At 33.7% G+C, this 25,652-nt stretch carries 19 protein-coding genes and 1 pseudogene; 8 read left to right on the top strand and 12 right to left on the bottom strand.

Translation table 11 applies throughout. The features are described from left to right. Positions 1 to 21: 21 nt before the first annotated feature. On the bottom strand, positions 22 to 2,469 hold the full coding sequence (priA, locus tag EG358_RS09080; protein WP_076562220.1) for a replication restart helicase PriA: 2,448 nt from the start codon (positions 2,467 to 2,469) through the stop codon (positions 22 to 24). 96 nt (positions 2,470 to 2,565) lie between these two features. On the opposite strand from priA, the gene EG358_RS09075 reads away from it, so the two are divergent. After that, on the top strand, positions 2,566 to 3,039 hold the full coding sequence (locus tag EG358_RS09075) for a hypothetical protein (protein ID WP_076562221.1): 474 nt from the start codon (positions 2,566 to 2,568) through the stop codon (positions 3,037 to 3,039). Here the strand turns inward: EG358_RS09075 and EG358_RS09070 are convergent. Beyond that, positions 3,036 to 3,914: an AEC family transporter gene (locus EG358_RS09070; RefSeq protein WP_228422014.1), complete on the bottom strand. Its 879-nt coding sequence runs from the start codon at positions 3,912 to 3,914 to the stop codon at positions 3,036 to 3,038. The two genes, EG358_RS09075 and EG358_RS09070, sit on opposite strands and share 4 nt — an antisense overlap. 203 nt (positions 3,915 to 4,117) lie before the next feature. Between EG358_RS09070 and lptB the strand changes: the two are divergent. The 4 genes and pseudogenes from lptB to EG358_RS09050 all read left to right on the top strand — a co-directional run. After that, positions 4,118 to 4,843: pseudogene (gene lptB / locus EG358_RS09065) on the top strand (LPS export ABC transporter ATP-binding protein); the annotation flags it as partial. A 679-nt stretch (positions 4,844 to 5,522) separates the two neighbouring features. After that, positions 5,523 to 7,247, top strand: a complete 1,725-nt coding sequence (locus EG358_RS09060; protein WP_076562259.1) for an ABC transporter ATP-binding protein — start codon at positions 5,523 to 5,525, stop codon at positions 7,245 to 7,247. A gap of 236 nt (positions 7,248 to 7,483) precedes the next feature. Continuing rightward, complete coding sequence (locus EG358_RS09055; protein ID WP_076562224.1) at positions 7,484 to 8,434, top strand: helix-turn-helix transcriptional regulator; 951 nt, start codon at positions 7,484 to 7,486, stop codon at positions 8,432 to 8,434. A gap of 5 nt (positions 8,435 to 8,439) precedes the next feature. Then, positions 8,440 to 9,540 (top strand): linear amide C-N hydrolase, encoded by a 1,101-nt coding sequence (locus EG358_RS09050; protein WP_083677092.1) that lies wholly within the window; start codon positions 8,440 to 8,442, stop codon positions 9,538 to 9,540. A gap of 79 nt (positions 9,541 to 9,619) precedes the next feature. Here the strand turns inward: EG358_RS09050 and EG358_RS09045 are convergent, their stop codons facing one another. The 6 genes from EG358_RS09045 to EG358_RS09020 all read right to left on the bottom strand — a co-directional run bounded on the left by EG358_RS09045 (position 9,620) and on the right by EG358_RS09020 (position 17,665). Beyond that, positions 9,620 to 10,111: a DinB family protein gene (locus EG358_RS09045; RefSeq protein ID WP_076562226.1), complete on the bottom strand. Its 492-nt coding sequence runs from the start codon at positions 10,109 to 10,111 to the stop codon at positions 9,620 to 9,622. 221 nt (positions 10,112 to 10,332) lie between these two features. Then, complete coding sequence (locus tag EG358_RS09040; RefSeq protein ID WP_076562227.1) at positions 10,333 to 12,819, bottom strand: beta-mannosidase; 2,487 nt, start codon at positions 12,817 to 12,819, stop codon at positions 10,333 to 10,335. Next, positions 12,820 to 13,197 (bottom strand): GxxExxY protein, encoded by a 378-nt coding sequence (locus EG358_RS09035; RefSeq protein ID WP_076562228.1) that lies wholly within the window; start codon positions 13,195 to 13,197, stop codon positions 12,820 to 12,822. It lies immediately after the preceding gene. Positions 13,198 to 13,505: 308 nt separating this feature from the next. Continuing rightward, positions 13,506 to 14,168 (bottom strand): copper homeostasis protein CutC, encoded by a 663-nt coding sequence (locus EG358_RS09030; RefSeq protein WP_076562229.1) that lies wholly within the window; start codon positions 14,166 to 14,168, stop codon positions 13,506 to 13,508. 156 nt (positions 14,169 to 14,324) lie between these two features. Beyond that, entirely contained in the window at positions 14,325 to 15,320 is a 996-nt protein-coding gene (locus EG358_RS09025) for an isoaspartyl peptidase/L-asparaginase family protein (RefSeq protein ID WP_076562230.1), read from the bottom strand. Positions 15,321 to 15,394: 74 nt separating this feature from the next. After that, entirely contained in the window at positions 15,395 to 17,665 is a 2,271-nt protein-coding gene (locus EG358_RS09020) for a glycoside hydrolase family 20 protein (protein ID WP_076562231.1), read from the bottom strand. A gap of 249 nt (positions 17,666 to 17,914) precedes the next feature. Here EG358_RS09020 and EG358_RS09015 point away from each other — a divergent pair, with 249 nt between their 5' ends. After that, positions 17,915 to 18,724, top strand: a complete 810-nt coding sequence (locus tag EG358_RS09015) for a DUF4197 domain-containing protein (protein ID WP_076562233.1) — start codon at positions 17,915 to 17,917, stop codon at positions 18,722 to 18,724. 268 nt (positions 18,725 to 18,992) lie between these two features. On the opposite strand, the gene EG358_RS09010 is transcribed toward EG358_RS09015, so the two are convergent. Beyond that, positions 18,993 to 19,646: a CoA transferase subunit B gene (locus EG358_RS09010; protein ID WP_066678629.1), complete on the bottom strand. Its 654-nt coding sequence runs from the start codon at positions 19,644 to 19,646 to the stop codon at positions 18,993 to 18,995. Between the two features lie 122 nt (positions 19,647 to 19,768). Between EG358_RS09010 and EG358_RS09005 the strand changes: the two genes are divergently transcribed. Continuing rightward, on the top strand, positions 19,769 to 21,562 hold the full coding sequence (locus EG358_RS09005) for an ABC transporter ATP-binding protein (protein WP_076562234.1): 1,794 nt from the start codon (positions 19,769 to 19,771) through the stop codon (positions 21,560 to 21,562). A 164-nt stretch (positions 21,563 to 21,726) separates the two neighbouring features. Here the strand turns inward: EG358_RS09005 and EG358_RS09000 are convergent, their stop codons facing one another. Beyond that, positions 21,727 to 22,428 (bottom strand): CoA transferase subunit A, encoded by a 702-nt coding sequence (locus tag EG358_RS09000; protein ID WP_076562235.1) that lies wholly within the window; start codon positions 22,426 to 22,428, stop codon positions 21,727 to 21,729. 441 nt (positions 22,429 to 22,869) lie between these two features. On the opposite strand from EG358_RS09000, the gene rplS reads away from it, so the two are divergent. After that, positions 22,870 to 23,226, top strand: coding sequence for a 50S ribosomal protein L19 (gene rplS / locus EG358_RS08995; protein WP_007846341.1), 357 nt, complete (start codon positions 22,870 to 22,872; stop codon positions 23,224 to 23,226). 285 nt (positions 23,227 to 23,511) lie between these two features. Here the strand turns inward: rplS and EG358_RS08990 are convergent, their stop codons facing one another. Further along, entirely contained in the window at positions 23,512 to 24,507 is a 996-nt protein-coding gene (locus tag EG358_RS08990) for an alpha/beta fold hydrolase (protein ID WP_076562236.1), read from the bottom strand. 83 nt (positions 24,508 to 24,590) lie between these two features. Further along, the gene (locus tag EG358_RS08985) at positions 24,591 to 25,574 is read right to left on the bottom strand and encodes an EamA family transporter (RefSeq protein WP_076562237.1); all 984 of its coding nucleotides are present in this window, start codon (positions 25,572 to 25,574) and stop codon (positions 24,591 to 24,593) included. Positions 25,575 to 25,652: the final 78 nt, after the last annotated feature.

Raw genomic sequence — 25,652 nt, 5'->3', positions numbered from 1 at the left:
TATAAATTATGTTAAAGTTTGTTAAAAATCCACAAAAACATCTTTTTTAATGCTTTGATAAGCAGTGATTTCGTCAAATTCCTTTAAACTTAGCAAAACTAAACTTTTAAATTTGTCATAATTTTTGCCACGCGGAAGTTTTAGCATTACCTGAAACTGATACAAATTATTTAATCTGGCAATCTGCGATCTTTCAGGACCTAAAATACAATCTTCGGGAAGATATTTTCTTAAAACCGATCCTAAAAACTGCGAAGCACGATTCACTTTTTCATCCCTTCTGTGCTTCAGCTCAATCATAATTAATTTTGTAAAAGGCGGATAATTAAATTTTTGACGTTCGGTGAGAAAATACTTATAAATTTTCGAAATATTATTCATTTTAATCAATTGAAAAACAGAATGATCCGGATTGAAAGTCTGAATTAAAATTCTGCCTTTTCCGGAAACTCTTCCCGCTCTTCCGGAAACCTGCGTAATCAGTTGATAAGCTCTTTCTTCTGCTCTGAAATCCTGCACATACAGCATAGAATCAGCTTTGGGAATCGCCACCAATTCGATATGATCAAAATCCAGACCTTTTGAAATCATCTGAGTTCCAACGACTATATCGGTTTCTCCGTCCTCAATTTTTACGTATAATTTTTCATATGCAAATTTCTTTCGCATGGAATCCACATCCATTCGGTCAACTTCATTGTCAGGAAAAATTTTAGAAATTTCTTCATGAATCTGCTCAACTCCCACTCCTCTTTCATTAAGGTTTTCAGAATAACATTTTGGGCAGGTTTTCGGCTTCGATGCTCTTTGTCCGCAATAATGGCATTTCATTTCGTTTGCAGCTTTATGATACGTCATTACAACATCACAATTTGAGCAGTAATTCACATATCCGCAAGATTCACATTCCAAAACACTGGCGTAGCCACGACGATTATGAAGAATCATCGTCTGATTTTTTTCTTCTAAAGTTTTTTTAATTTCATCAATCAATTTTAAAGAAAAATTTCCCGAAACTTTTTTAGAATCCTGAGCTTCTTTAAAATTAATTAATTCAAACTCCGGAAGCTTTACATTCCCGAATCTTTCATTGAGAAAAATATATTTCATCTTCTCTTTTCGGGCTAAATAATAGCTTTCAACAGAAGGTGTTGCCGAACCTAAAATTACGTTTGCTCCATAAAAATTCGCCAACACCAAAGCCGAATCTTTTGCATTGAAAAAAGGAGAAACTTCTCTCGGTTTATATCCAGAATCATGCTCTTCATCTACCACAATTAGTCCCAAATTCAGATAAGGCAAAAACAGAGCATTTCTCGTTGCGATAAGAATTTTGACGTCGTTATTCTTTATTCTTCGCCAAATTTCAACTTTCTCAAAATCAGTTAATTTCTGATGATAAAACCCAAGTTGTCTTCCGTATTTTTTTTCTAATCTTTGAGTGATTTGCTTTGTTAAAGAAATTTCAGGAAGCAAAAACAAAACATTTTTTCCCTCCGAAATACATTCTTCGATTTTCTCTAAATAAATATGTGTCTTTCCGGACGAAGTTACACCATGCAGTAACACATTTCTGCCTTCTTCAAACGCTTCATCCACTTCATTTTTTGCAGCTTTCTGAATTTCTGTAAGCTCTTCAACCTCTTCAATTTCGCCTTCATAGCTTTCAATTCTGTCTCTCTGCATGTAATATTCTTCAACCAGATTTTTATCTGCCAAAGATTTAAAATGCGAACTCGCAAAATAACCGTCCTCAAACAATTCTGATTTTTTGATATGCAAATCAGGATTTTCTGTCTGCTTTTCTAAAATATGCAGGAAAAGATCTTTCTGCTTTTGGGCTCTTTTTAAGCTTAAAAGAATCTCGGTAAGATTATTATTTTTTAAAACCTCATCAGTTATTTTTACATAAGCAACTTCTTTCGCTTTGTATTTTTCAGCAATCTTTTCGTCGATCTCAATATATTGTAAATCGATCAGCGAGTTGATGGTTTTAATGATATCTTTTTTCGGAATAAATGCTTCAATATCCGTTAAATTGATCAGCTGACGAACTTCCAATGCCTGAATAAGGTACATTTCATTGACGTCTAAATTTTCAAACTCAACGGTAATATTGGGTTTTAGTTTTAAATAGGTTTCACTTTCCAGTTTTAAAGAAGACGGAAAAGCAAACCTGTAAATTTCGCCCAAATTGCAGAGATAATATTCTGAAAGCCATTTCCAGAATTTGATTTGCTCAAGCGGTAAAATCGGTTGTTCATCTAAAATACTGATGACTTCCTTTGCCACAAACTGAGTAGGCTCTTCGTCATGAAATTCAAAAACAATTCCGGTATAGATTTTTTTTCCACCAAAAGGAACCAAAACTCTCATTCCGAGTTGAATTGTTGATTGTATTTCTTCCGGAACTTTATACGTAAAAGTTCCTTTCAGATTGAGCGGCAAAATAATTTGAGCGTATTGCAAGGGAATAATTAAAGTGTAAAATTAGATTTTTATTCAGAGAAGTGCAATTTTTTATACTTTTATAGTCCAATCAGATTCAATTAAACTAAAACTATCATGAAAAAATTCTTATCTCTATTCATTTTATTATTTATAATCACGATAAATGCTCAAGAAAGAGTTTTAATAAAGAAATCAGAAATAACCATTCCTATTGGTAAAAAAATTATTTTAAAACCTGAATTTAAAAAAAATAAAATTATAAAATTCGAGCTGGTTTCCGAAGAAAACATTACTGAGAAAAAAGATATGTTTGATATGCTCAAAAATTTCAAAAGAGATGAGACTACGGATAATAGTATTGAGTTTACCTTTTCTGAATCTGAAATGATGGGAAATTCTATTTTCACCCTTTTAAATATTCAAAAAACAGGTAAGACGATGAATTTCAAAGCAAAAATTAAACTAAAAGGCACAACCATTTATCAATCAACCTCTATTATGCCAAGCTCAAGTAATGCCGCTTCTGTAGAGCAGTGGAGAGACAATATAGATTCTATTTTTTTGTATGATTTTGAATTAATAGATTAGAAAATCAATTCAATAATCTGATACCAAATTGCCGAAGTAATAAATCCAACAAGGATACTGAATCCGATGATCAGATTCGTCAGTTTTGTATTAAGCCTAAATTGTTCGGCAATAATACTTGCAGTAACAACCGTCGGCATTGCAGCTTCAAAGACAGAAATTTTCGCAACATCACCTTTAATTCCAAGTAATAAAGCTAAACCTAAAATCATTATTGGTGCTAAAATTAATTTATAGAACATAGAAGCTGAAATCTGTGGCAAAAGTTTTTTCCAACCATTGAATTTCAATTGTAATCCAACAGAAAATAAAACTAGCGGACTTACAGTCGCAGCCAATTTATCAAAAAGTGGCTCTGCAAAAGTAAAATCGATGAATTGAGATAAAAACAATGCAGCAATACAACCGATCAAAGGCGGAAAAGTAACCAATCTTTTCAGAATAAAAACGGCGCTCACTTTTCCGGATTTGCTTCCGCCTTTTACTGCAGCGATAATTCCCAATGTGGAAAGTGCAAAAAACATCGTTTGATCACAGATTATTGCAATACTTAAAAGACTTTCGCCATAAAAAGCTGAAATTAAAGGAAACCCAATGAATGAAGTGTTACTGTAGCCACTTGCCAGTTCCAATGTACTTCTCGATCTTCTGGAATAGCCTTTTTGTCTGCTGTAAAACATCATAAAAAAGAAACATCCAATCGCAATTACAAAAGTTGAAAGTATTGGAAAAAGCATTTCTGCAGACCATTGAACCTTGGGTAAATATTTAAAAGAAACTGCAGGAAGTGCTAAATAAAGAATCCAGGTGTTGATGCCTTTGTGCGCATCGGGATGAATAGATTTTGTTTGTTTGAAAATCATTCCTGCCAAAATACAGACCGCAATTAAAACAAAATTTACTATATTATCAAGACTTTACTTCTTTTACTTTGTCTTAATACAAAAGTAACAAAAATCAAGACTGGAAACTCCGACTTAATTTTCACATTAATTAAACCTGTTAAACTCTGCTAAAATTAAAACGCAGATATTCATAATATAAATTTCTAATTCAAAAAAACTTTATCTTTGCGACTATGATTTTACGAGGAGAAAACTTAATCAAAGAATACGGTCCCAAAAAAGTTGTAAAAGGCGTTTCTGTACAGGTTCAGCAGGGAGAAATTGTAGGTTTGCTTGGTCCGAACGGAGCCGGAAAAACCACTTCGTTTTATATGATCGTAGGTTTGGTAAAGCCTACTTCAGGAAGAATTTTCCTCGACAAACAGGAAATCACGACCGATGCGATGTATCGCCGTGCCCAAAAAGGTATTGGTTATCTTGCTCAAGAAGCTTCGGTTTTCAGAAAACTGTCAGTAGAAGATAATATTCTTGGTGTTTTACAGTTGACTAAACTTTCAAAAAGAGAACAGCAAATAAAATGCGACGAATTGATTGAGGAGTTTTCTCTACAACACGTTCGTAAAAACAGAGGAGATCTTCTTTCCGGAGGGGAAAGACGTAGAACCGAGATTGCAAGATGTTTGGCGACAGATCCAAGTTTTATTCTTTTGGATGAACCTTTTGCGGGAGTTGACCCGATTGCCGTGGAAGATATTCAGAAAATTGTAAGAAGTCTGACCGATAAAAACATCGGAATTTTAATTACCGATCACAACGTACAGCAAACTTTGGCAATTACCAATAAAACTTATATTATGTTTGAAGGAAAGATCTTGAAAGAAGGTCTTCCTGAAGATTTGGCAAACGATCCACAGGTAAGAGAAGCATATTTGGGAGAAAACTTCGTTTACCAAAGTATTTTCGATAAGCCAAGTAAGAAAAGTTACGCTTACAATATTTGGGCAGGAAATTTTGATTCTAAATCGCAGATGCAATCTTTTGTCAACGAAAACTTTGCTCAGTTTGATGATCTTCGATTGATGCATGGTTTTGAAGATATCAGTTTTGCATCTTTAGGAAATTCAGAAATTGAACATATTTTCAGTGATGTAGTTGACAAAAATGCCAACAATTCTTTTGTATTCCAGAAAAAAGAAATCAATTCAAATTATTCTTTGGAACAGGCTGAAGCAAATTCTAAAGCAGCCAGTAAATCTGAATTGCATTATCTGACTACTTATGTTTTTGAGGGATAGATTTAAAATTGTAATTAAATTTTTCACCATTAAGAACATTTAAGTTTTTAAGAATATTAAGAATCAATAAATTTATTTAATAATGCTTAATAATTTTACCGAAGTAATTCTTAAAAGTTTAAGCATATTGTTCTTAAAAGCTTAATTATCTTAATGTTTAAAATACTTCGCAGTTTAATTTGAATTAAATATTTGCGCCAAAAAATAATAAAACGTACCTTTTTCTCTCAGAAACGGTACGTTTTTCTTTTAAACCAAATTCATGGCAAAACCTTTTAACAGAACTCTTACTCTATTTGGAATTTACAAACAACTAATTCCTTTTATAAAGCCTTACAGACCGATGATCTACGGAACTTTGTTTCTTACTTTTCTCGGTGCCTTGGCGGCTCAGGTGAACCCTTTAGTTTTAAAATATACGGTGGATGAAGTGACAAAACTCACACATTTACCAAATCCGATGAGTGAGGGAGTTCATATTTTGATTATCATTTCGATTATTTTACTGGGAAAAGAATTGTTGAATATTTTCATCAATTTTGGACAGAAATTTTATGGTGAGAAAATCAGGATTAATGTAAGTTCTGTTTTGGCTCAATCCGCAATCGACAAAATCCTTACGTATCGAGTTGCTTATTTTAATGATGAAAATCACGAATCTGGAAAACTTCAAATCAGAATCGACAGAGGAATTGAAAGCTTAACAAGACTTGTTCAAAATTTCTTTATTGATATGCTTCCATTATTTTCAAATGCATTTATTGCATTGATTATTATGTACATGCAAAATGTTTACGTGGGTATGGTTTCAACGATCATTGTTCCTATTTATTTTTATATCAGTTCGTTACAGGCAAAAAAACTGGGCGGAGTAAGACGAACTTTGAGGAATCAGCGTGAACAGAAAACTTCAGGACTTTTAAATTTAATTAATTCAATTATGGTAATTAAAAGTTTTGTGCGTGAAAAATTTGAAGGCAAAAAACAGTACGATCTACAGATGCAATTGATGGACAGCCAAATGTTTACCCGGAAAACCAATTTTATTTATGATGGTTTAAAAACTTTTATAGAGCAGTTTGGGGTTGTTTTAATTATTCTTTTGACGGTTTATTTGGTTTTGGATCAGCAAATGACGATTGGTGCTATTATGCTTCACATCATGCTTTTCAACAATGTTTCTTCGCCCATCAGGCAGCTTCACAGAATTTATGATGATATGAATGATGCGATGATTTATGCCGAAGGTTATTTTGATATTTTAAATGCAGACAATGAAGTCGAACCGAACGGAACTTTTGTGGAAAATAAGAGCACAGGAAACTTTGAATTACGAAATATCAATTTCACCTATCCCAACGGAACAAAAGCACTGAACGATGTTTCAATGACAATTGAAAACGGAAAAACGACTGCTTTAGTAGGATTAAGTGGAGCCGGAAAATCAACCATCATCAATCTTCTCTGCAAATTTTATCTTCCGGATTCTGGTGAGATTATTTTAGATAAAGTAGATTTAACGAATTACAACAATACTTTTTTACGGGATGATCTGGGATTGGTTTTGCAGAAAAATCACATTTTTCAAGGAAGTATTGAAGACAATATCCGTTACGGAAATATGAATGCAAGTTTTGAAGAAATAGAAGAAGCGGCTAAAAAAGCATATCTCCACGAGCAGATTTTAGATCTTCCGGAAAAATATAAACACGATGCAACTCAGCTTTCTGGCGGACAACAACAAAGAATCGCGATTGCCCGATTATTTTTAAAAAATCCGCCGATTATTTTTCTTGACGAGCCGACTGCAAGTTTGGATGCAATTGCCACCGAACAGATTAAAAATTCTTTGGATGCCATTAAAGCAGGAAGAACGGTCGTGATTATTTCTCATTCTCTTTCACAGATTTTAGATTCAGATAAAATTTATGTAATGAAAAAAGGATATGTCGTAGAAAGCGGAACGCATGATGAGTTGGTACAAATGAACGGAACTTACAGAGAAATTTTTGATGCTTCTGCAAGGAGTTTGAATTTGGATAAATTGGTGAATACGTTTAAGAATTAATGTAACAATTTAGTAGTTTAAAAGTGTATCAATTATGTAATGCAAATACTTTAAACGCAAAGATTTAATAAAAAAGTGAAATCTTTAAGGAGCAAAGAATAGCGAGCAAGTCGCTTAAGCTTGAAAAAATATAGCCACCTACAATCAATTTATTGATTAGACTTTGCATTTTAAATATTATTTGAAAAAATAAAACCTTTGCGTTTAAAAAAGTTACTGATTAAATTTGCGCAATAATGAACGACCACTACCTCAAAAAACTTGACCGTGTCACTGCTATTCTCACACAACTGCAATCAAAACCGATTGTAAGAGCGCAGGATTTGGCAAAAAAATTTGAGGTCAGTATCAGAACTATTTATCGTGACATAAAAACTTTGGAAAATGCCGGAATTCCTATTATTGGAGAAGCCGGAAGCGGATATTCTCTGATGGATGGCTATAAACTTCCGCCTGTGATGTTTACTAAACAGGAAGTTTTGAGTTTTATCACAGCTGAAAAGCTAATGCAGAAGTTTTCGCATGAAAGTTTGGGAAATCATTATCAGACTGCGATGGAAAAGCTACGTTCTGTTTTGAAACATTCAGACAAAAATTTAATTCAGAATATTGAAAATCAAATTGATATTTACAATTACAATCCAAAAACAGAAGATTCGATAAAAAATATCATTCCTATAATTTTAGAAAGTATCGCCGAAAAACATCAGATCTCGATAGATTATAAAACGGTTAATGAGAAAATTTCGACAAGAACGATCGAAGTTGTAGGTGTTTTTTTTGAGTTTAATTTTTGGTACATTATCGCTTACTGCACATTGCGAAATGATTTCAGGCAATTCAGAATAGATCGGATATTAAATATCGTAAAAACTCAAAACCCTTACTTGCAGGAATATGGGCAAATCAATGATTACAGAAAAAGTCCGAACGGGAATAAAACGATCGTCAAACTTTTAGTCGACAAAAAAATTATCGGACATTTGAATAACTCAAAAACATATTACGGATTAATCGAAGAAAAGGAAACTGATAAAGGAATTGAAATGACTTTTGAAACCGATTGGATTGATGAAGGATTTCCACGTTGGCTGATTACCTTTGGAGATTACGCCGAGATTCTGGAACCTGAATTTCTAAAAACGACGATGAAAGATTTAATTCAAAAAATTTCAAAAATAATTTAGACATAATGAAGCTGTTAATTTTACGATGCCTATTGCTCGCTGCAATCACTTATTCTACTACAATTAATGCATGTTCCGCTTTTTTACTCAAAGGAAAAAATCATTGTGTAGTTGGGTTTAATGAAAACTGGAAAACAATGCCCGGAATGATCGTTGTCAACAAACGCGATATTGCGAAAAGAAATATCAGCTGGGAAAATCTGACGACAGAAAATTTAAATTCAAAAAAAACATGGACTTCCAAATACGGTTCTGTAACATTCAATCTTTTAGGCTACGATTTCCCCTGTTACGGAGTCAATGAAAAAGGCCTTTTTCTGGTCGAATTGTATCTTGAAGAAACAACAAAGATTTACAATCCTAAACAACCCAACCTATTTTGGGCACAGTGGATTCAGTATCAACTTGACAATTATAAGTCGGTAAAAGAAGTGGTAGATCATTTAAATGACGGCCCGAATATCGATTGGTGGCCGAATGCAGCGGGAAGTCATTTTTTCTTAACCGATGCGAAAGGAAATACGGCAACCATTGCTTTATTGGATGGAAAATATAAAGTGCTCACCGATAAAGATATGCCGATGCCACTTTTATGCAACAATCAGTATAAAAAAGATTTAGAAGCTACGCAAAAATATGATTTTCTTGGTGGTACCGAAAAATATGATTTTACACAACGAAAAAACTGGGAAGATCGCTACAGCAGAGCTTTTTATATGCTAAAAAACTATAAATACGACCAAAAACCTGTAGATTATGCGTGGAGTATTCTCAATTCGGTCTACGCCGGAGAATGGCAAACCGTGATTGATGTGAAAAATATGAATCTGTATTTTCGTTCTGATCTGAAACAAGAAATTAAATCAATCAACATTAAAGAGCTTGATTTTTCTAAAAACGCTGATGTTAAATTTTTGGATATTCATACAGATCATTTAGGAAAAGTTAATCAAAATTTTCAACCTTTAACACTAAAGAAAAATAATGAATATGTTGAAAAAGGTTTCCCAATCGGTTATGATAACAAAGATTTTGGAACCTCAGAAATGTTTGTAACCCTTAAAGAAAACATTAAAAAATTCTTCAGATCTGTCTTACCTGATTAATATTTTATCAGTTCAAATACTTTTAAGCAAACGCTTTCAGAAATTCTGAAAGCGTTTTTTATGCGAGCATTAATGATGTTTAGAATCTTTCCCAAAAGAATGGCGGATCAATACCCAAAGCTCTTAAATAAGTATACCCTTGACCACGGTGATGTACTTCATTGTCAATAAAATAAAGAATATTCTGATAAACCGGAAACTCGTATTGACCAAATAAATTAAACATTTCCTGAAATCTTTCTTCAGAGATTTGATTGAAATATAGATTAATTACTTCTGTTTCAGAATCCCATTTTGCAAGAATCTCTTCTTTTGTTTTCGGCTGAAATGCTTCTTCAGAAAATTTTTCTTCCTGGTGATCTACAATTCCTTTCAAACCAGGACCTGCAATGCTGATTAATTCTACTGCCAGCTTTGCGAAAGGTCTCATTCCGCCAATTGAAAATTCAAATAATTCTTTTTCAGGAAATGCATCGATTACTCTTCTTGTAAGGTTTCTGTGACCTTGCCAATGTTCTAATAATTGCGTTGAAGAGATGAACTGTTGTGTTGCGATTGCTGTAGTTGTCATAATTTTTTGTTTTAAGTTGTTAATCTTAAGACAAAGGTAATCGCAGTTTATGACAACAGTTTGTCAGTAAGATTTTCGATGTTTGAAAAAAGTTTTAAACTTTCAAAATAAATACATATTTTTCACGTTAGCTTGATATCCGATACACAAATGTTTTAACTGTAAATATGTAGAGGTAGATAAATTTGAATTAGGCCGGTTTTTAAAATCGGTCTTTTTGTTTACTCATTCATTGTATCCCACAAAGTCATTACCTCAACGCTTTTTAATGGTTTTGAAAGGGTAATTCTTTTTGAAGTTTTTGGAAGCAAATCGAAAAAATTGTCACTAAAATGAGTATCTCCCATCAAATAAACATCTTTCGCAAACACATCAGTTGAAATTTCGATTTCAGTTGGAGAAATTTTCTTGATGGTAATATTGGGTTTTGTAAGCTTTAAATCTTTTGGTTTTGAGAAAAAATGATTTGATTCTGTAATTTTATTACCTTTTTTATCTACTAAAATTAAGTTTAAAAATGAATTATCTCTTTCTGATTCAGTAATAAAAAATGAAGTTTTTGGAGATGCTAATTTTAAAATTCCATCTAAAACTCTCCTCTTACAATCAGTTGTTCTTCTTACGATTATGTCTCCATTAAATTTTTTAGCATAAACAATTAATGAAACATCCTCAAACTTTTTTAATTCATCATTAATGGCATAAAAATTTAAAACGCCCTCTTTTTCTTCCGTTAAAATTACCTGATTTTCAAAGCTTCTTTTAACCTGATAATGCAAAGCTTTCCAGTTTCCCAAATAATCAATCGACGACCAAGAAATTACAGGCCAACAATCGTTTAACTGCCAATACAGAGTTCCCATATTGTATGGTTTTGCACGTCGGTGTGCTTCAATCGCAATCTGCATTCCACGAGCCTGAAGCAGTTGGGAAACATAATTGTATTTCACAAAATCTTTTGGAACCACATAATCACGCTTCATGTATTCATTAATAATATGAAAACCTCTCGCATTTTTTTCGTGCGCTTTAATTATTGGATTCTCTAAACTTAAATCAGGATTTCCTGAATACATTGATTTAACGGTTTCTAAACTCGGCATTCCCTGAAAACCATATTCTGAAGCAAATCTTGGAACTTTTTCATTGTAAATTTCAAACGGAAACTCACCCCACCAAACGCCCCAATAATGAGAATCGCCTTCAGTTAAACTTTCCTTGTGACCCCAACCAATCGATGGCGAACTTTCCCAATAAATTGATTTGTCTTTTGTTGCAAACTCATTAATCGCATTCGGAATTACTTCATGAAAAACCTTTTTGTAATCTTTCCAGACCTGCAATGAATCTTCTTTTGAATATTTGAATTGCTTCTGATATCCCCAATTGACAATGGCTTCATCAATTTCGTTATTTCCGCACCACAAAGCAATCGACGGATGATTTTGAAGTCGGTTAACCTGATCTTTAACTTCCTCTCTTACATTATTCAAAAAATTTTCATCTGACGGATAAAAACTTCCGGCAAACATAAAATCCTGCCAAACCAGAATACCGTTTTCGTCGCAGGCTTTGTAAAATTCGTCATCTTCATAAATTCCGCCACCCCAAACACGAATCATATTCATGTTGGCATCTTTACAATCTTGGATAAGTTTTTTATATTTTTCTTTGGTAATTCGCGGTGTAAAACTGTCAGACGGAATCCAGTTGGTTCCCTTTGCGTACATCGGGTTTCCATTGACTTTAAAGTAAAACGATTTTCCTTTTTCGTCATTTTCCTGAATTAATTCTATAGTTCTTAGCCCAATTCTTTCAGATTTAGAACTTAGAGTTTTTGAATCTTTTTTAAGAGAAACTTTTAAATCATACAAAGTAGGTTCACCCCAACCGTTGGGTTGCCATAGATTTGGATTTGTAATCTGAAAAGGAATTGAAATCTTATTTAAACCTTGTTGTAAAAAAACATCACGCGTTTCATTATTGATTAAAAAACTATACTTTCCGTTTTGCTCAGCGAAAATTTGAGCGTGAATATTAAGATTTGCCGTTTGTTCTGTTAAATTTTTCTGCTCTACTTTTACGTTTTCCATCTTTGCCTGATTCCAGAAATTCAATTTTACATCTTTCCAAATTCCTGCAGTGACCAATCTCGGTCCCCAATCCCAACCGAACTGATATTGTGCTTTTCTCACAAAACTTCGTGGCGATTCCGGCATTGTAAACGGAACTTTTTTCGCTAAATCTTTTCCAATATGTACTGAAGATTTAAATTTAATCTGTAAAATATTATTTCCAACTTTTAAATAATTTTTCACAGGAATTTTCCAGGTTCTGAACATGTTATCGGTTTTCTTCAGCAGTTTTCCATTTAAATAAATTTCAGAAAACGTATCCAGCCCATGAAAAATCAAATCCGCATTCTGATTTTCTAATTCTTTAGCAGAAATTTTAAAAACCGTCTGATAATCCCAATCTTCATTTTCAACCCACTGTACTTTTTTCTCATTTTCATCTTTATAAGGATCGGGAATAAGTTTGTTATTCATCAAATCCAAATGAACCGTTCCGGGCACGGAAGCCGTGAGCCATTTATTTTCTTTGGAGTTTTTGAACTGCCATTTTTCAGAAGATAAATTCCGATCTGAAAATTGTGCTTTGATTAATGTTTGAATGAGAAGTAAAGCAAGAAGTATTGTTTTGTTCATCTACAGTTTATTTACAATTCTATGGATTCCGTCTTTGATTAATGGCGTATTAAAATTAATGAGAAGACCTAGTTTTATATCAGTTAGCTTCAAATACGTCAAAACTTGAGAATAAAAAACTGGATGTAATTCTAAAACAGATTTTATCTCAATAATTATTTTGTTCTCTATCATCAAATCGATTCTATAAGCGTTGCTGATTGTTTCATTTTTATATTTTAGAGGAAGTACTAACTGACTTTCAACCTTCAAACCAAGCTCTTTTAATTCATAAGCCAAAGCAACTTCATAGACGTTTTCGAGTAAGCCAACTCCCAAAGTTTTACGAACTTCTAAAGCTGCTCCGATAATTTTATAAGATAATTCGTTTTCTGTCATTTGTGTTTGTTTTTGTGTTTGTGTGACTTTTATCTTGAATTTATTAACGCAAAGATTTATTTTGGTTACGGACAATTAAGAGGCAAAGAGTAGCGAACAAGTCACTTAAGCTTGAATATACTTGTGCTTTATAATTAATTTTCTGTAGTTGATGTAAATGTTCATTTTCATAAAGTTTATTACAATAAGATTTATTCTAACATCTACCTATAAATTTCATGCTTAGACGACTTGTTCGTCATTCTTTGCACCTTAAAATATGCAGTTTTAAAATAAAACTTTGCGTTAAAATATTTTTCGTTTGTATTTCACAAATTAACTTTTAATTTCTTAATTTCATCCGCATTGGCAAACGATTCATAAGATAAAACTGCTGAAGAATGAAAATATTGGCCATGAGTTACATTTTTTAATTCTGAAATATTATTGGAACGAACACCACCTCCAATCAAGATTTTGATGTCATCAGAATAACCTTCAACAAGCTTTTTTAAATTTTCTTTTCCTTCCATTGCAGAATTTTCTCCGCCGGAAGTAAGAATTTCTTTAAAACCTAATTCAATTAGTTTTTCTGTAGATTCAAAAATATTTTTAGTCCGGTCAATAGCTCTGTGAAAAACACAAGGTTTTCCGTTGGCTAAATCGATTAAAATTTTATTTTTTTCAATATCAATTTCCTGGTCTTCATCTAAAATCCCGAAAACAAAACCGTCTGCATTGGCTTTAGAAAACTCAATAATACTTTTTTGCATTTCCCTGAATTCTGATTCGGTATATAAAAAACCTCCGCCTACAGGACGAATCATTACATGAATCGGTTTCGAATATTTTTCTTTTAAATATCTCAATTCTTCCAGATCGGGAGTAATTCCTCCTGAATTGATGTCTGCACAAAATTCAAGTCTGTCGGCAACAGAATTTAAAGCAATTTCGGCAGAAGTGATATCGAATGTGGCAATTTCTAGGAACATATTTTTATTGGATGATGGATGATTGATGTCTTTGCGAGAAGGGACTACTAAGCAATCTTTCCGAATTGTGGAAATATCCCCAACAGATTACTTCTCTTTTCTCTGATTGACTTTTTTCACTAGGATCTTTTTACTTTTTACTTGGCTTTTCTAAAACTATTTTAAAGCAAATTCCGGCTTTTCGAGACGATTTCCTTTTTGGTCGTACACCGCAAAATTAAACCCGTCCTGAATACAATAAGAACCATATTCACCTTTTTTATTAATCGCAATAAAACCAACCTGAATATCTTTTAAACTTTTATTTCTTTTTTTAGTAATATTCACGATTCTTTCAACCGCTTCTTTACACGCTTGTTGCGGATTTCTTCCCTGTCGCATCAATTCAACTACCAAATGAGTTCCAACTGTTCTGATGACTTCTTCACCATGACCGGTTGCTGTTGCTGCACCAACTTCGTTATCAACAAATAAACCGGCGCCGATAATTGGCGAGTCTCCTACCCTTCCATGCATTTTAAAAGCCATTCCGCTCGTTGTACAAGCTCCGGAAAGATTTCCCTGAGCATCGAGCGCAATCATCCCAATTGTGTCGTGATTTTCAATATTGACAATCGGTTGATATTTGCTGTCTTTCAACCATTCTTTCCATTCTTTTTCAGATTCTGCGGTGAGAATATTTTCTTTTTTAAAACCTTGAGAAACGGCAAACTGTAATGCTCCATCACCCACCAACATCACGTGAGGCGTTTTTTCCATCACCGCTCTTGCTACAGAAATTGGATTTTTAATATTTTCGAGACAAGCCACTGAACCAATGTTATAATTTTCATCCATAATACAGGCATCAAGCGTTACTCTTCCGTCTCTGTCGGGTCTGCCGCCGTATCCGACACTTCTTTCGTCGGGATCATTTTCAACCAGACGAACGCCTTTTTCAACGGCATCCAAAGCTCTTCCACCTTTTCCAAGAATTGTCCATGCTTCTTCATTGGCTTTTAAACCAAAATTCCAGGTTGAAAGTACGATCGGTTTGTTTATTACTTTATCATTTTTCTCTGATGAATCTTTAGCAATCAAATCCAATGGATTCAGCAATAAAGCGGATGATAATATTCCTGTAGTTTTTAAAAATTTTCTTCTTGAATTCATATTTTTAGGTTGAGGCTTAGGTAAAGGTTGACTTACTTAAAATTACAGAAACTTTAAGTACTAAATTTTAATAATTATTGCGCTCCGATTTCGTCTACGAAAAGCCATGCTTTTGAGTCTGCACCGGGATTTCCTGCGGGAATAATTCCTGCATTTCCTATTTTAATTTTAATAAATTTAGCACTCTGATTGCCAACTTTCAGATTTATTTTTCCTTTGGCTTTAAGAATTTCATTCTTACCGATTTCTTTAATCGTTTTAAAATTTTTACCGTCGTCAGAAATTGAAATTGTTGCTGATTTTGCAAAATGAATCCAGCTTCCTTTGTTATCCAACGTATTGAAGTAAACTTCTGAGAATTGTGTTTTTTCACCTAAATCAATTGTCGCTACAACATCTTTACCTTGAAAACCCAGCCATGTTTTTCCTAATTGTTTTACGTTTCCGATAATTCCGTCAACCAACGTGAAAGCTCCGCCAAAAGAATAATTTTCACTTGGCTGGTGTTCTAAAGTAATTGATTTACCCGTAGTTTTTGAAGTTTTAAAATCTTGGGAAGATATTGCACTTTTCAATACTCCATTTTCAAAATAAGCAGATTTTATAGTCATTGATTGTGAAACAGGAATGGGATTCTGATAAGTTGCAGAATTTGATTTTGGCTCACTTCCATCAATCGCATATTTAATTCCGTTCGGATTTTGTGAGGTTGAAAGTTCGTAAGAAACTCCATTTTTACTAGGAATTACTTTTCCTGAAATATTATAGATACTTTTCGCATAATTGATGTTCATTTTATCTAAAATTTTAAAATGCTCCACCACTCTGTTTTCAAACTCCTTGTAATTTTCAGGATTTGAAGTTCCCCAACCCACTTCAGAAAGTGCAAACAATCTCGGAAAAATCATATACTGAACCTGTTTAAAATCCAGAATATATTCCGTCCATAAATTAGCCTGAACTCCCAAAATATATTTTGACTGTTCAGCATTCAATTCAGAAGGAATCGGGTTGTAAGAATACACTTTTTCCAAAGGCGTAAAACCTCCAAAAGCATTTGGTTCGGTTTGCGGGTCACCCTGATAATGGTCAAAATAGCAATAAGAGCCCGGCGTCATTACAGCAAAATGTCCTGACTTTGCAGCTTCAGTTCCACCTTTGATACCTGTCCAGCTCATTACAGCTGCGTTTGGCGCTAACCCACCTTCTAAAATCTCATCCCAGCCGATGATTTTTCGTCCTTTAGAGTTGACATATTTTTCAATTCGTTGAATGAAATAACTTTGTAAACCGTGCTCATCTTTCAGATTGTTTTTCTTAATTAATTCCTGACAATGCGCACATTCTTTCCATCTTGTTTTAGGACATTCGTCACCACCGATGTGAATATATTGCGATGGAAAAAGTTGGATCACTTCATCCAAAACATTTTGTAAAAACGTAAAAGTTTCTTCTTTCGGACAGAAAACATCATCAAAAACACCCCATTTTGTAGCCGATTCAAAAGGACCTTTTGTACAAGCCAATTCAGGATACGCTGAAAGTGCAGCCAAGGCATGGCCCGGCATTTCTATTTCAGGAACTACTGTAATGTGTCTTTCTGTTGCATATTTTACAACTTCTTTAATTTGATCTTGCGTATAAAAATAGGGACCGTAAGGTTTTCCGTCAAACGTATCGTCGACATACGCTCCAATCATTGATTGTTTACGTTTTGAGCCAATTTGTGTGAGTTTTGGATGTTTTTTTATTTCAATTCTCCAGCCTTGATCATCCGTTAAATGCCAATGAAAAGTATTCAGTTTGTACATCGCCAAATAATCAATGTACTGCTTTACTTCTTCAACGGTAAAGAAATGGCGGCAAACATCGAGATGCATTCCACGCCAAGCAAATTTTGGAGAATCTTCAATTAATAAATTTGGTATTTTTTTTCCAGTTGAAAACTGTTTAATCAATTGAATTAATGTCTGAAAAGCATAGAATTTCCCATTTTCATTATGATATTTGATTGAAATTCTTTTATCATTAATTTCTAATTTATATCCATCATTACTTCCATCAACTTCAGATTTCACTTTTTCTAAACCTACAAAAGTATCCTTAGGTACACCATGATTTGAAACTAAAAAACGAATTGAATCATTTTTAAGAAAATCATTATAAACCTTAACTTGTAAATGAAGAGAATCATTATTTACTTCTCTAACTAATATTTGATTTGGAATTTCACTCGTTCCTTTATTTATAATAACTTTTTGAGGATAAGGAATTAAATTCAATTGAGTTTGAGAAAATAGTAACCCCGAAAATATCATAGAAAATAGAAGTAAAAAACGTTTCATTTCTGAATTGATTTGATTTTAGCGAATATAATTATTTTCTGAGGATTTTTCTGGTGATATTGGTAAATATAATGCGTTGCTGCTACGGAGCTCAAATTTGTGCGCTTGCATTCTGCTACAAAGGTTAAGCTCATCTGGAGCTTTGCACACTTAATTAATGTTCTAATTAAAAATCGCGTCCTATTAAAATTAACACTCATCATTTAACTATTTAAGCTTCAAAACATCTAATTTTGTATAAAATAAACGATGAAAAAAACTGTTTTCTTAGCTGCCGGACTATTATTCTCAGTCTCAGCACAAGCACAAATTTTAGATATTATAAAATCTACTGTTAAAAACCAAACCGGTGTTGATTTAAGTAATCCTAAAACCACCACAACAAAGTGGCCTACAACAACTCAGCAAACTCCCACAAAAAACAATTCGTCAGTAAATCTCGGAAGCCTTACTTCAACCCAAATCTCATCAGGTTTAAAGGAAGCTTTAAATTTAGGTGTAACTGAAGGTGTGAAAAAATTAGGTGTTACCGATGGTTTCCTTAAAAATGAAGCAGTAAAAATTTTAATGCCCGAAAAATTAAGAGTGATTGACACCAAACTTCGTGCTTTTGGATTGGGAAGCTTGGCTGATCAAGGTGTAAAACTGCTCAACAGAGCCGCTGAAGATGCCGTTACAGAATCTGCTCCGATCTTCACAAAAGCGATTACGTCGATGACAATTACAGATGCCAAAAATATTTTATTGGGAGGTGATAATGCAGCGACTAACTATTTGCAAACAAAAACGCAATCTCAACTTTTCACAGCTTTTCAGCCAAAAGTAAAAGCTTCTTTGGGAAAAGTCGGCGCCGATAAAGTCTGGACTAATTTGATTTCAAAATACAACACTTTAACAGGACAAGCCGTTTCTACCGATCTTAATGAATATGTAACCAACGAAACAATTAACGGTGTTTTTAAAATGGTAGCCGAAAAAGAAAGCGGTATCAGAAATAATTCTGTGATGAGAACATCGAGTATTTTGCAGAAGGTTTTTGGGGCGCAGGATGGGAAGTAAATTTCTTTTGTCTTGAAACAAAAGAAACAAAAATTCAAGACTTGGAATTCTTCGCTAAAAATAAATTCTGTTCTCTAAAAATTCTAAAATTCGTGCGGATTAATGTTTAATTTATTAACCTAATTCTTGCCGCACTCAAACAGTAGAATTTTCTTAACGTTCAAAGAATATATTTTTTTAACGCTACGATTTCCTAGGTCAATTTAATTACAATGAATATTTTCTATACAAAAAACCTTGTCAAACTTGACAAGGTTTTTTGTATTATTTAAAATTGCATTTCAGGAATTTCGCCTTCAATGATCAAATCTGCTTCTGTAGATTTGATGATGTGTTCTACTGAAACTCCGGGAGCTCTTTCAACCAATTTGAAACCAGCTGGAGTCACATCAAGAACTGCTAATTCAGTAACTACTTTTTTCACACAGTTAATTCCGGTTAAAGGAAGTGAACATTTCTTTAGAATTTTGCTTTCTCCTGCTTTGTTTACGTGCATCATTGCAACGATAATATTTTCAGCAGAAGCTACCAAATCCATTGCTCCTCCCATTCCTTTCACCATTTTTCCCGGAATTTTCCAGTTGGCAATGTCTCCGTTTTCTGAAACTTCCATTGCTCCAAGAATGGTCAAATCAACTTTTTGGCTTCTGATCATCCCAAAACTGAATGCTGAATCGAAAAATGAACCGCCATCAAGAATGGTAATCGTCTGTTTTCCGGCGTTGATAATGTCGGCATCTTCTTCGCCTTCAAAAGGAAATGGCCCCATTCCTAAAACGCCGTTTTCGCTTTGAAACTCTACTGAAAGATTATCAGGAACGTAATTGGCAACCAATGTTGGAATTCCGATTCCTAAATTTACATAATATCCGTCTTTTACTTCTTTTGAAATTCTTTGTGCAATTTGTTCTTTAGTTAGCATAGCATAATCTTATCCCGCCAAATTAGCCATTTTTTCAGAACTATGAAAATACTTTCTTTCTTATCCTATGATAAATTTTGCTTCGCAAATTGTCGTAAATTTGTGGGCTTTTAATTTTACAAATGAAAATTCTATTAAATTACTTAAAACCATATAAATGGCTGATTATTGCTTCGCTGTTGTTAGCTTCTATCAATCAAGTATTTTCGCTATTTGCACCTGCTATAACGGGGAATATTTTGGATAAATTGGTTAACCAACCTAATTATTTTGACAAAGAAAAACTGATCCCAAGAACGTTGAATGAATATCTCTACGGAACCGATATTTATCATGGAGTATTCTATTTTTTAGGTCTATTGATCGGAACGGCAATGATCAGCAGAATCGCCAAAGCATTTCAGGATTATGTAGTAAGTGTAATTATCCAAAAATTTGGTGCTCAGATTTTCACCGATGGTCTACAACATTCTATGAGATTGCCTTTTCAGGAATTTGAAGATCAAAGAAGTGGCGAAACGCTTTCTATTTTAACTAAAGTACGAGAAGATTCTGTGAAGTTTATCAATAATTTCGTTAATGTATTTTTTGGAATTTTGGTGAGTATTATTTTCGTTTCTATTTACGCCATTCGTTTGCACTGGTCGATTATGCCTGTTTATGTAGTCGGAATTATTCTTATCGCTGTTATAACTAATTTGCTGAGTAAAAGAATTAAAACCATCCAAAAAAATATTGTTACCGAAACGACAGCTTTGGCAGGAAGCACCACTGAAAGCCTTAGAAACATTGAAATTGTAAAAAGTTTGGGACTGACCAATCAGGAAGTTGAAAGGTTGAATAACAACACTTACAAGATCCTGAATTTGGAATTGAGAAAAGTAAAAAGGATCCGCTCGTTGAGTTTTGTACAAGGAACTTTGGTTAATTTTTTACAACAAGTCATTACTTTCACTTTATTATTATTGATTTTTAAAAACATTGTCACTCCAGGACAATATTTATCACTGATGTTTTACGGATTCTTTATTTTCGGACCGATGCAGGAAATAGGTAACATTATTATTTCTTATCGTGAAGCCGAAGCATCGCTTCAAAATTTTGACCGGGTGATGAAAAAAGAAGTTGAGCCCAAACCTTTGACCCCGAAAAAAATCGGAGCCATTGAAGAGTTGGAATTCCAGAATGTTTCTTTTCAGCATCAAAGTGCTCATTATAAAGCGTTGAATGCTATTTCATTTGATGTAAAAAATGGTGAAACGATTGCTTTTGTAGGGCCAAGTGGCTCAGGGAAAAGTACGTTGGTAAAATTATTAGTTGGATTATACAGACCACAGGAAGGAAGTATTTTTTATAATAATGTTGACGGAAAAGAATTTGATTTTGATGAATTGCGTAATCAAATTGGTTTTGTAACACAGGACACTCAACTTTTTGCCGGAACAATAAGAGAAAATCTTTTGTTTGTGAATCCTTCTGCAACGGAAGAAGATCTTCAATTAGCTTTAAAAAAATCAAGCTGTACCGCTCTTTTAGAACGCGCTGAAAAAGGAATTGAAACTGTAATCGGTGAAGGTGGATTAAAATTAAGCGGTGGTGAAAAACAAAGAATCGCCATTGCAAGAGCTTTGTTGAGAAAACCTCATCTTCTTATTTTCGATGAAGCAACTTCTGCTTTAGACAGTATTACCGAAGAAGAAATTACAACCACGATTAAAGAAATTTCTAAAGAAAAAGAACAAATCACTGTTTTGATCGCACACCGATTAAGTACGATTATGCACGCAGACAGAATTTATGTCTTGGAACGCGGGCATGTCATCGAAACGGGTTCTCACTTACAATTAATTGAAGAAAAAGGATTGTATTATGCCATGTGGAGACAACAGATTGGAGAGAGAAAAACTTTGGCGTAGGGCAATAAAAGGAAGTTGGATGATGGATGCGGGAAGTTTATATGATTATGAATATAGATTACTCCTTCGTCGGAATGACATCGTTGAAAATATAAATTTAAAACTATAAAATTACCCCGAAAGTTCATTTCGGGGTATAATTTTTTTTGAAACTGTTTAAAAAATTAATCTTTTTTTCTTACAGTTCTTTGTTCTATTCTTTTCTCAAAATTTTCACCCTGGAAAATTCTCTGAATCATAATTCCCGGAATGTGTATTTGATTAGGATCTAATTCGCCCGGTGCTACCAATTCTTCAACTTCAGCAATGGTAATTTTCCCCGCTCCAGCCATTGGATGATTGAAATTTCTTGCTGATCCTTTGAAAATTAAATTTCCTGCGTGATCACCTTTCCAAGCTTTTACGATTGAATAGTCTGCTTCGTAAGCATGCTCCAAAATATGTGGTTTTCCTTTGAAATCTTTTACTTCTTTACCTTCTGCAACTTCGGTTCCGAAACCTGCAGGTGTATAGAATGCAGGAATTCCGGCTTGTGCAGCTCTGCATTTTTCGGCTAAAGTTCCTTGTGGAGTCAGCTCGACATCTAATTCGCCTGAAAGCATCTGTCTTTCGAATTCTGCATTTTCTCCAACGTAAGAAGAAATCATTTTTTTGATTTGCTTTTTCTGCAACAATAATCCAAGTCCGAAATCATCAACTCCGGCGTTGTTTGAAATACACGTAAGCTCTTTTACATCACTTTCTACTAAAGCATTGATTGAGTTTTCAGGAATTCCGCACAGACCGAATCCGCCCAACATTAATGTCATTCCGTCTTTGATTCCTTCTATCGCTTCTGTAGCATTTTTTACTCTTTTATCTATCATTGTACTGCGTAAAATTTTGTGGTCTGAAATTACAATTTTTTTGTGAATTTTCTAATTTTTGTAATCTTTTGATTTGAAAGACTGTATTTTTGCGTGAGGGATGGAAGCGACATCCTTTTTGGGAGTTTCGGCGGCAATGCTGCTGTAACTCCCAAAAAGATACAGCGGACAGCCCGACCTGAATGAGGAAATGGAGCGCGAGCGTAATGACCGAGTGAATGGGCACGCCATGATTGGGTTTTAGGGTTTTAGAGTTTTAGAGTTTTAGAGTTTTAGAGTTTTAGAGTTTTAGAGTTTTAGAGTTTTAGAGAAAATTATTAAAAAATGTTTTGTAAAGTATTGGCGGACAGAAAAATTTGTTTTATTTTTGCAATCTGTTATTCAACCTCTGACGAAGTCCGTGTAAGTTGCTTAGCTTGACAAAAAATTTTTATTACAAAAATGGATTTATTAAAGTACGTACAAGACAAGTACATTACAAAAAAAGAATTCCCTGAATTCAAAGCTGGTGATACAATCACTGTGTATTACGAGATTAAAGAAGGTCAAAAAACGAGAACTCAGTTCTTCAAAGGAACTGTAATCCAATTGAGAGGAACAGGTTCTACAAAGACTTTTACAATCAGAAAAATGAGTGGTGATGTAGGTGTAGAGAGAGTTTTCCCTATCAACATGCCTGCTCTTCAAAAAATCGAAGTTGACAGAAGAGGTAAAGTTAGAAGATCTAGAATTTACTACTTCAGAGACCTTAGAGGTAAAAAAGCGAGAATTAAAGACGCTGCTTACAAGAAGAAATAATTCAGACAACACATACGAAAAGAGGCTATTCAAATTGAATAGCCTCTCTTTATTTTAATATATATATTCTTTTGTCTTGAAACAAAAGAACCAAAAGTTCAAGACTGGAAACTCCGGATAAAAATTTAAATTAAATCCTAAAATCCCCAAAACTTGCGCGAAATCAGAATTATTTTTTCAACTCAGAATTTTTGTCGCGCTTCAGACAGTGGGAATTTTTTAACGGATTAAATTTCAATTTTCTTAACGCCTCCATTTCCTAAGTCAATTAAAATAACTTCCCTTCTACTTTATAAAATCATACAAAGCATTCCAGAATTTGTCGTAGACTTCGATGTGAGGAAGGTGGCCTACATTTTCTAGTTCGACCAGTTTTGATCCTGCAATTTGCGCTTGCGTTTTCTTTCCTAATTCCTGATACTGCCCCATTGTTGGCTGAATTTCTTTTGGCGCACGGTCTTTTCCAATTGCTGTTCTGTCTCTTGTTCCGATAATTAATAATGTGGGTGTTTTTATATTTTTAAACTCATAAACAACCGGCTGATTGAAGATAATATCACTAGTTAAAGCAGCATTCCAGGCAACTTGTGGATAATCTTTATGCAACGTCCAACCAGCGATGAGATCGAGCCAAGGTTGATATTCTGCTTTCCATTTGTTGTCGTAATAGAATTTAAGCTGATAATTTTTGTAGCTTTCGGCTGTATTTTTTAATTCAGATTGATACGCTTCGTCAACCGTTTGATATTTTGCAAAAGTTTTATAATCTTCTAATCCGATTGGGTTTTCGAGAATTAGTTTTTCAACATTTTCGGGATACATTAAAGTAAATCTTGTAGCAACCATTCCGCCCATTGAATGTCCGAGAACGATCAATTTATCAATTTTCAGTTCATCTAAAATGGCTTTCGTATTGCTCGCCAATTGAGCAAAAGAAAATTGGTAGCTTTGAGGCTTTGAAGATTTACCAAAACCAATCTGATCAGGAATAATTACTCTGAAACCTTTATCAGAAAGATCTTTTGCTGTTTTTTCCCAATATGCACCGTTAAAATTTTTACCATGAAGCAACATAATAGTTTTCCCGTTTGACTTTTTGGGCTTTACATCCATATATGCCATTTTCAACGTTTGATTTTGTGATTTTAAATCTTTAAAATGAACTTCAAAAGGATATTGATAATTGGTAAGCGTTGCATTTAAAGGCTTGACTTGCGCAAAAGCAAAACTTGAAGTGATGCTAAAAGAAATGATAGCGACAATATTTTTAAAATTGGTCATGAAAATTTAATTTAGATATAAATTTAAAAAAACCGCTTCAAAAGAAACGGTTTTTGGTGTCATTTATAATTTAATTATCATTTTTAAGAGAGCTGTTCGCTGAGAATCTTCTCTTTTTTTGAAGGTAAATTCATCAAAACAATTGCCATTAAAATTAAGACAATCCCAATCCACTGAATAAGAATAACCTTTTCACCCAACAAGACAAATGCCATCGTCACCGATACCGGAAGCTCCAAAGACGAAATAATACTTCCCAATCCTAAACCTGTATTTGGAAAGCCTAAATTGAATAAAATAGGCGGAATAATGGTTCCGAATAAAGCTAAAATAAATCCGTACGTCCAGAAAATCGAGTAATCGAATGGTCTTATATGCTCTGTATTTTCAGTAAAATTTAAATAAAAAGATCTTAAACTTTCAGAATACAGCGGGCCAATCTGCGCAAAAAACAGAAATACCAAAATAATTACAGAACCACCCGTTAACATGATGATACTTTTTCTGAGTACGGGTAAATGTGTTGCCAAAGTATTGGATGTAAACATCGTCATCGTAAAAGAAGCCGCCGCCAATAGTCCCCAAAAGATGCCGTGCCAATCTAGTTTTACTTCTAAATTGATCAGATTTGTTGCTAACACTGTTCCTAACAAAACAATTACCGTTGCGACAACTTTTTTAGCATTGGGAAACTTTTTAGTAATAAAACTTTCGACGACAACACTGAACCAAACCGACTGCATCAACAATACAATTGCAATAGAAACGGCAATATATTGTACTGCTATATAATAAAACAAGCTGGTGCAACCTAAAGAAGTACCCGCCAAAATCAACATTCTGACTTCTTTGCGACTGGGTGATGATAATTTCTTTTTTGAAGTAATGGTATGAATAAAATTCAGGATTAAAAGACCTATTAAACCCAACGCAAACTGAGCGGTCGTTACCTCAGAAGTTGTAAAACCATCTTTGTAAGACATTTTTACAAATGTAGCAAGCATTCCGTATATACTCGCTCCAAAACCAACAAATAATACTCCTTTTAAAATATTTTTCTTCTTCATAATTTTTTTACAGCCGGCAAAGTTACGATATAAAAACTTGTTTGAATGAGTTTTTATATTAAATAAAGATCACCTCAG

The organism is Chryseobacterium indoltheticum (assembly GCF_003815915.1).
GTDB lineage: Bacteria > Bacteroidota > Bacteroidia > Flavobacteriales > Weeksellaceae > Chryseobacterium > Chryseobacterium indoltheticum.
This window is presented reverse-complemented; position numbering and strand designations above follow the sequence as displayed.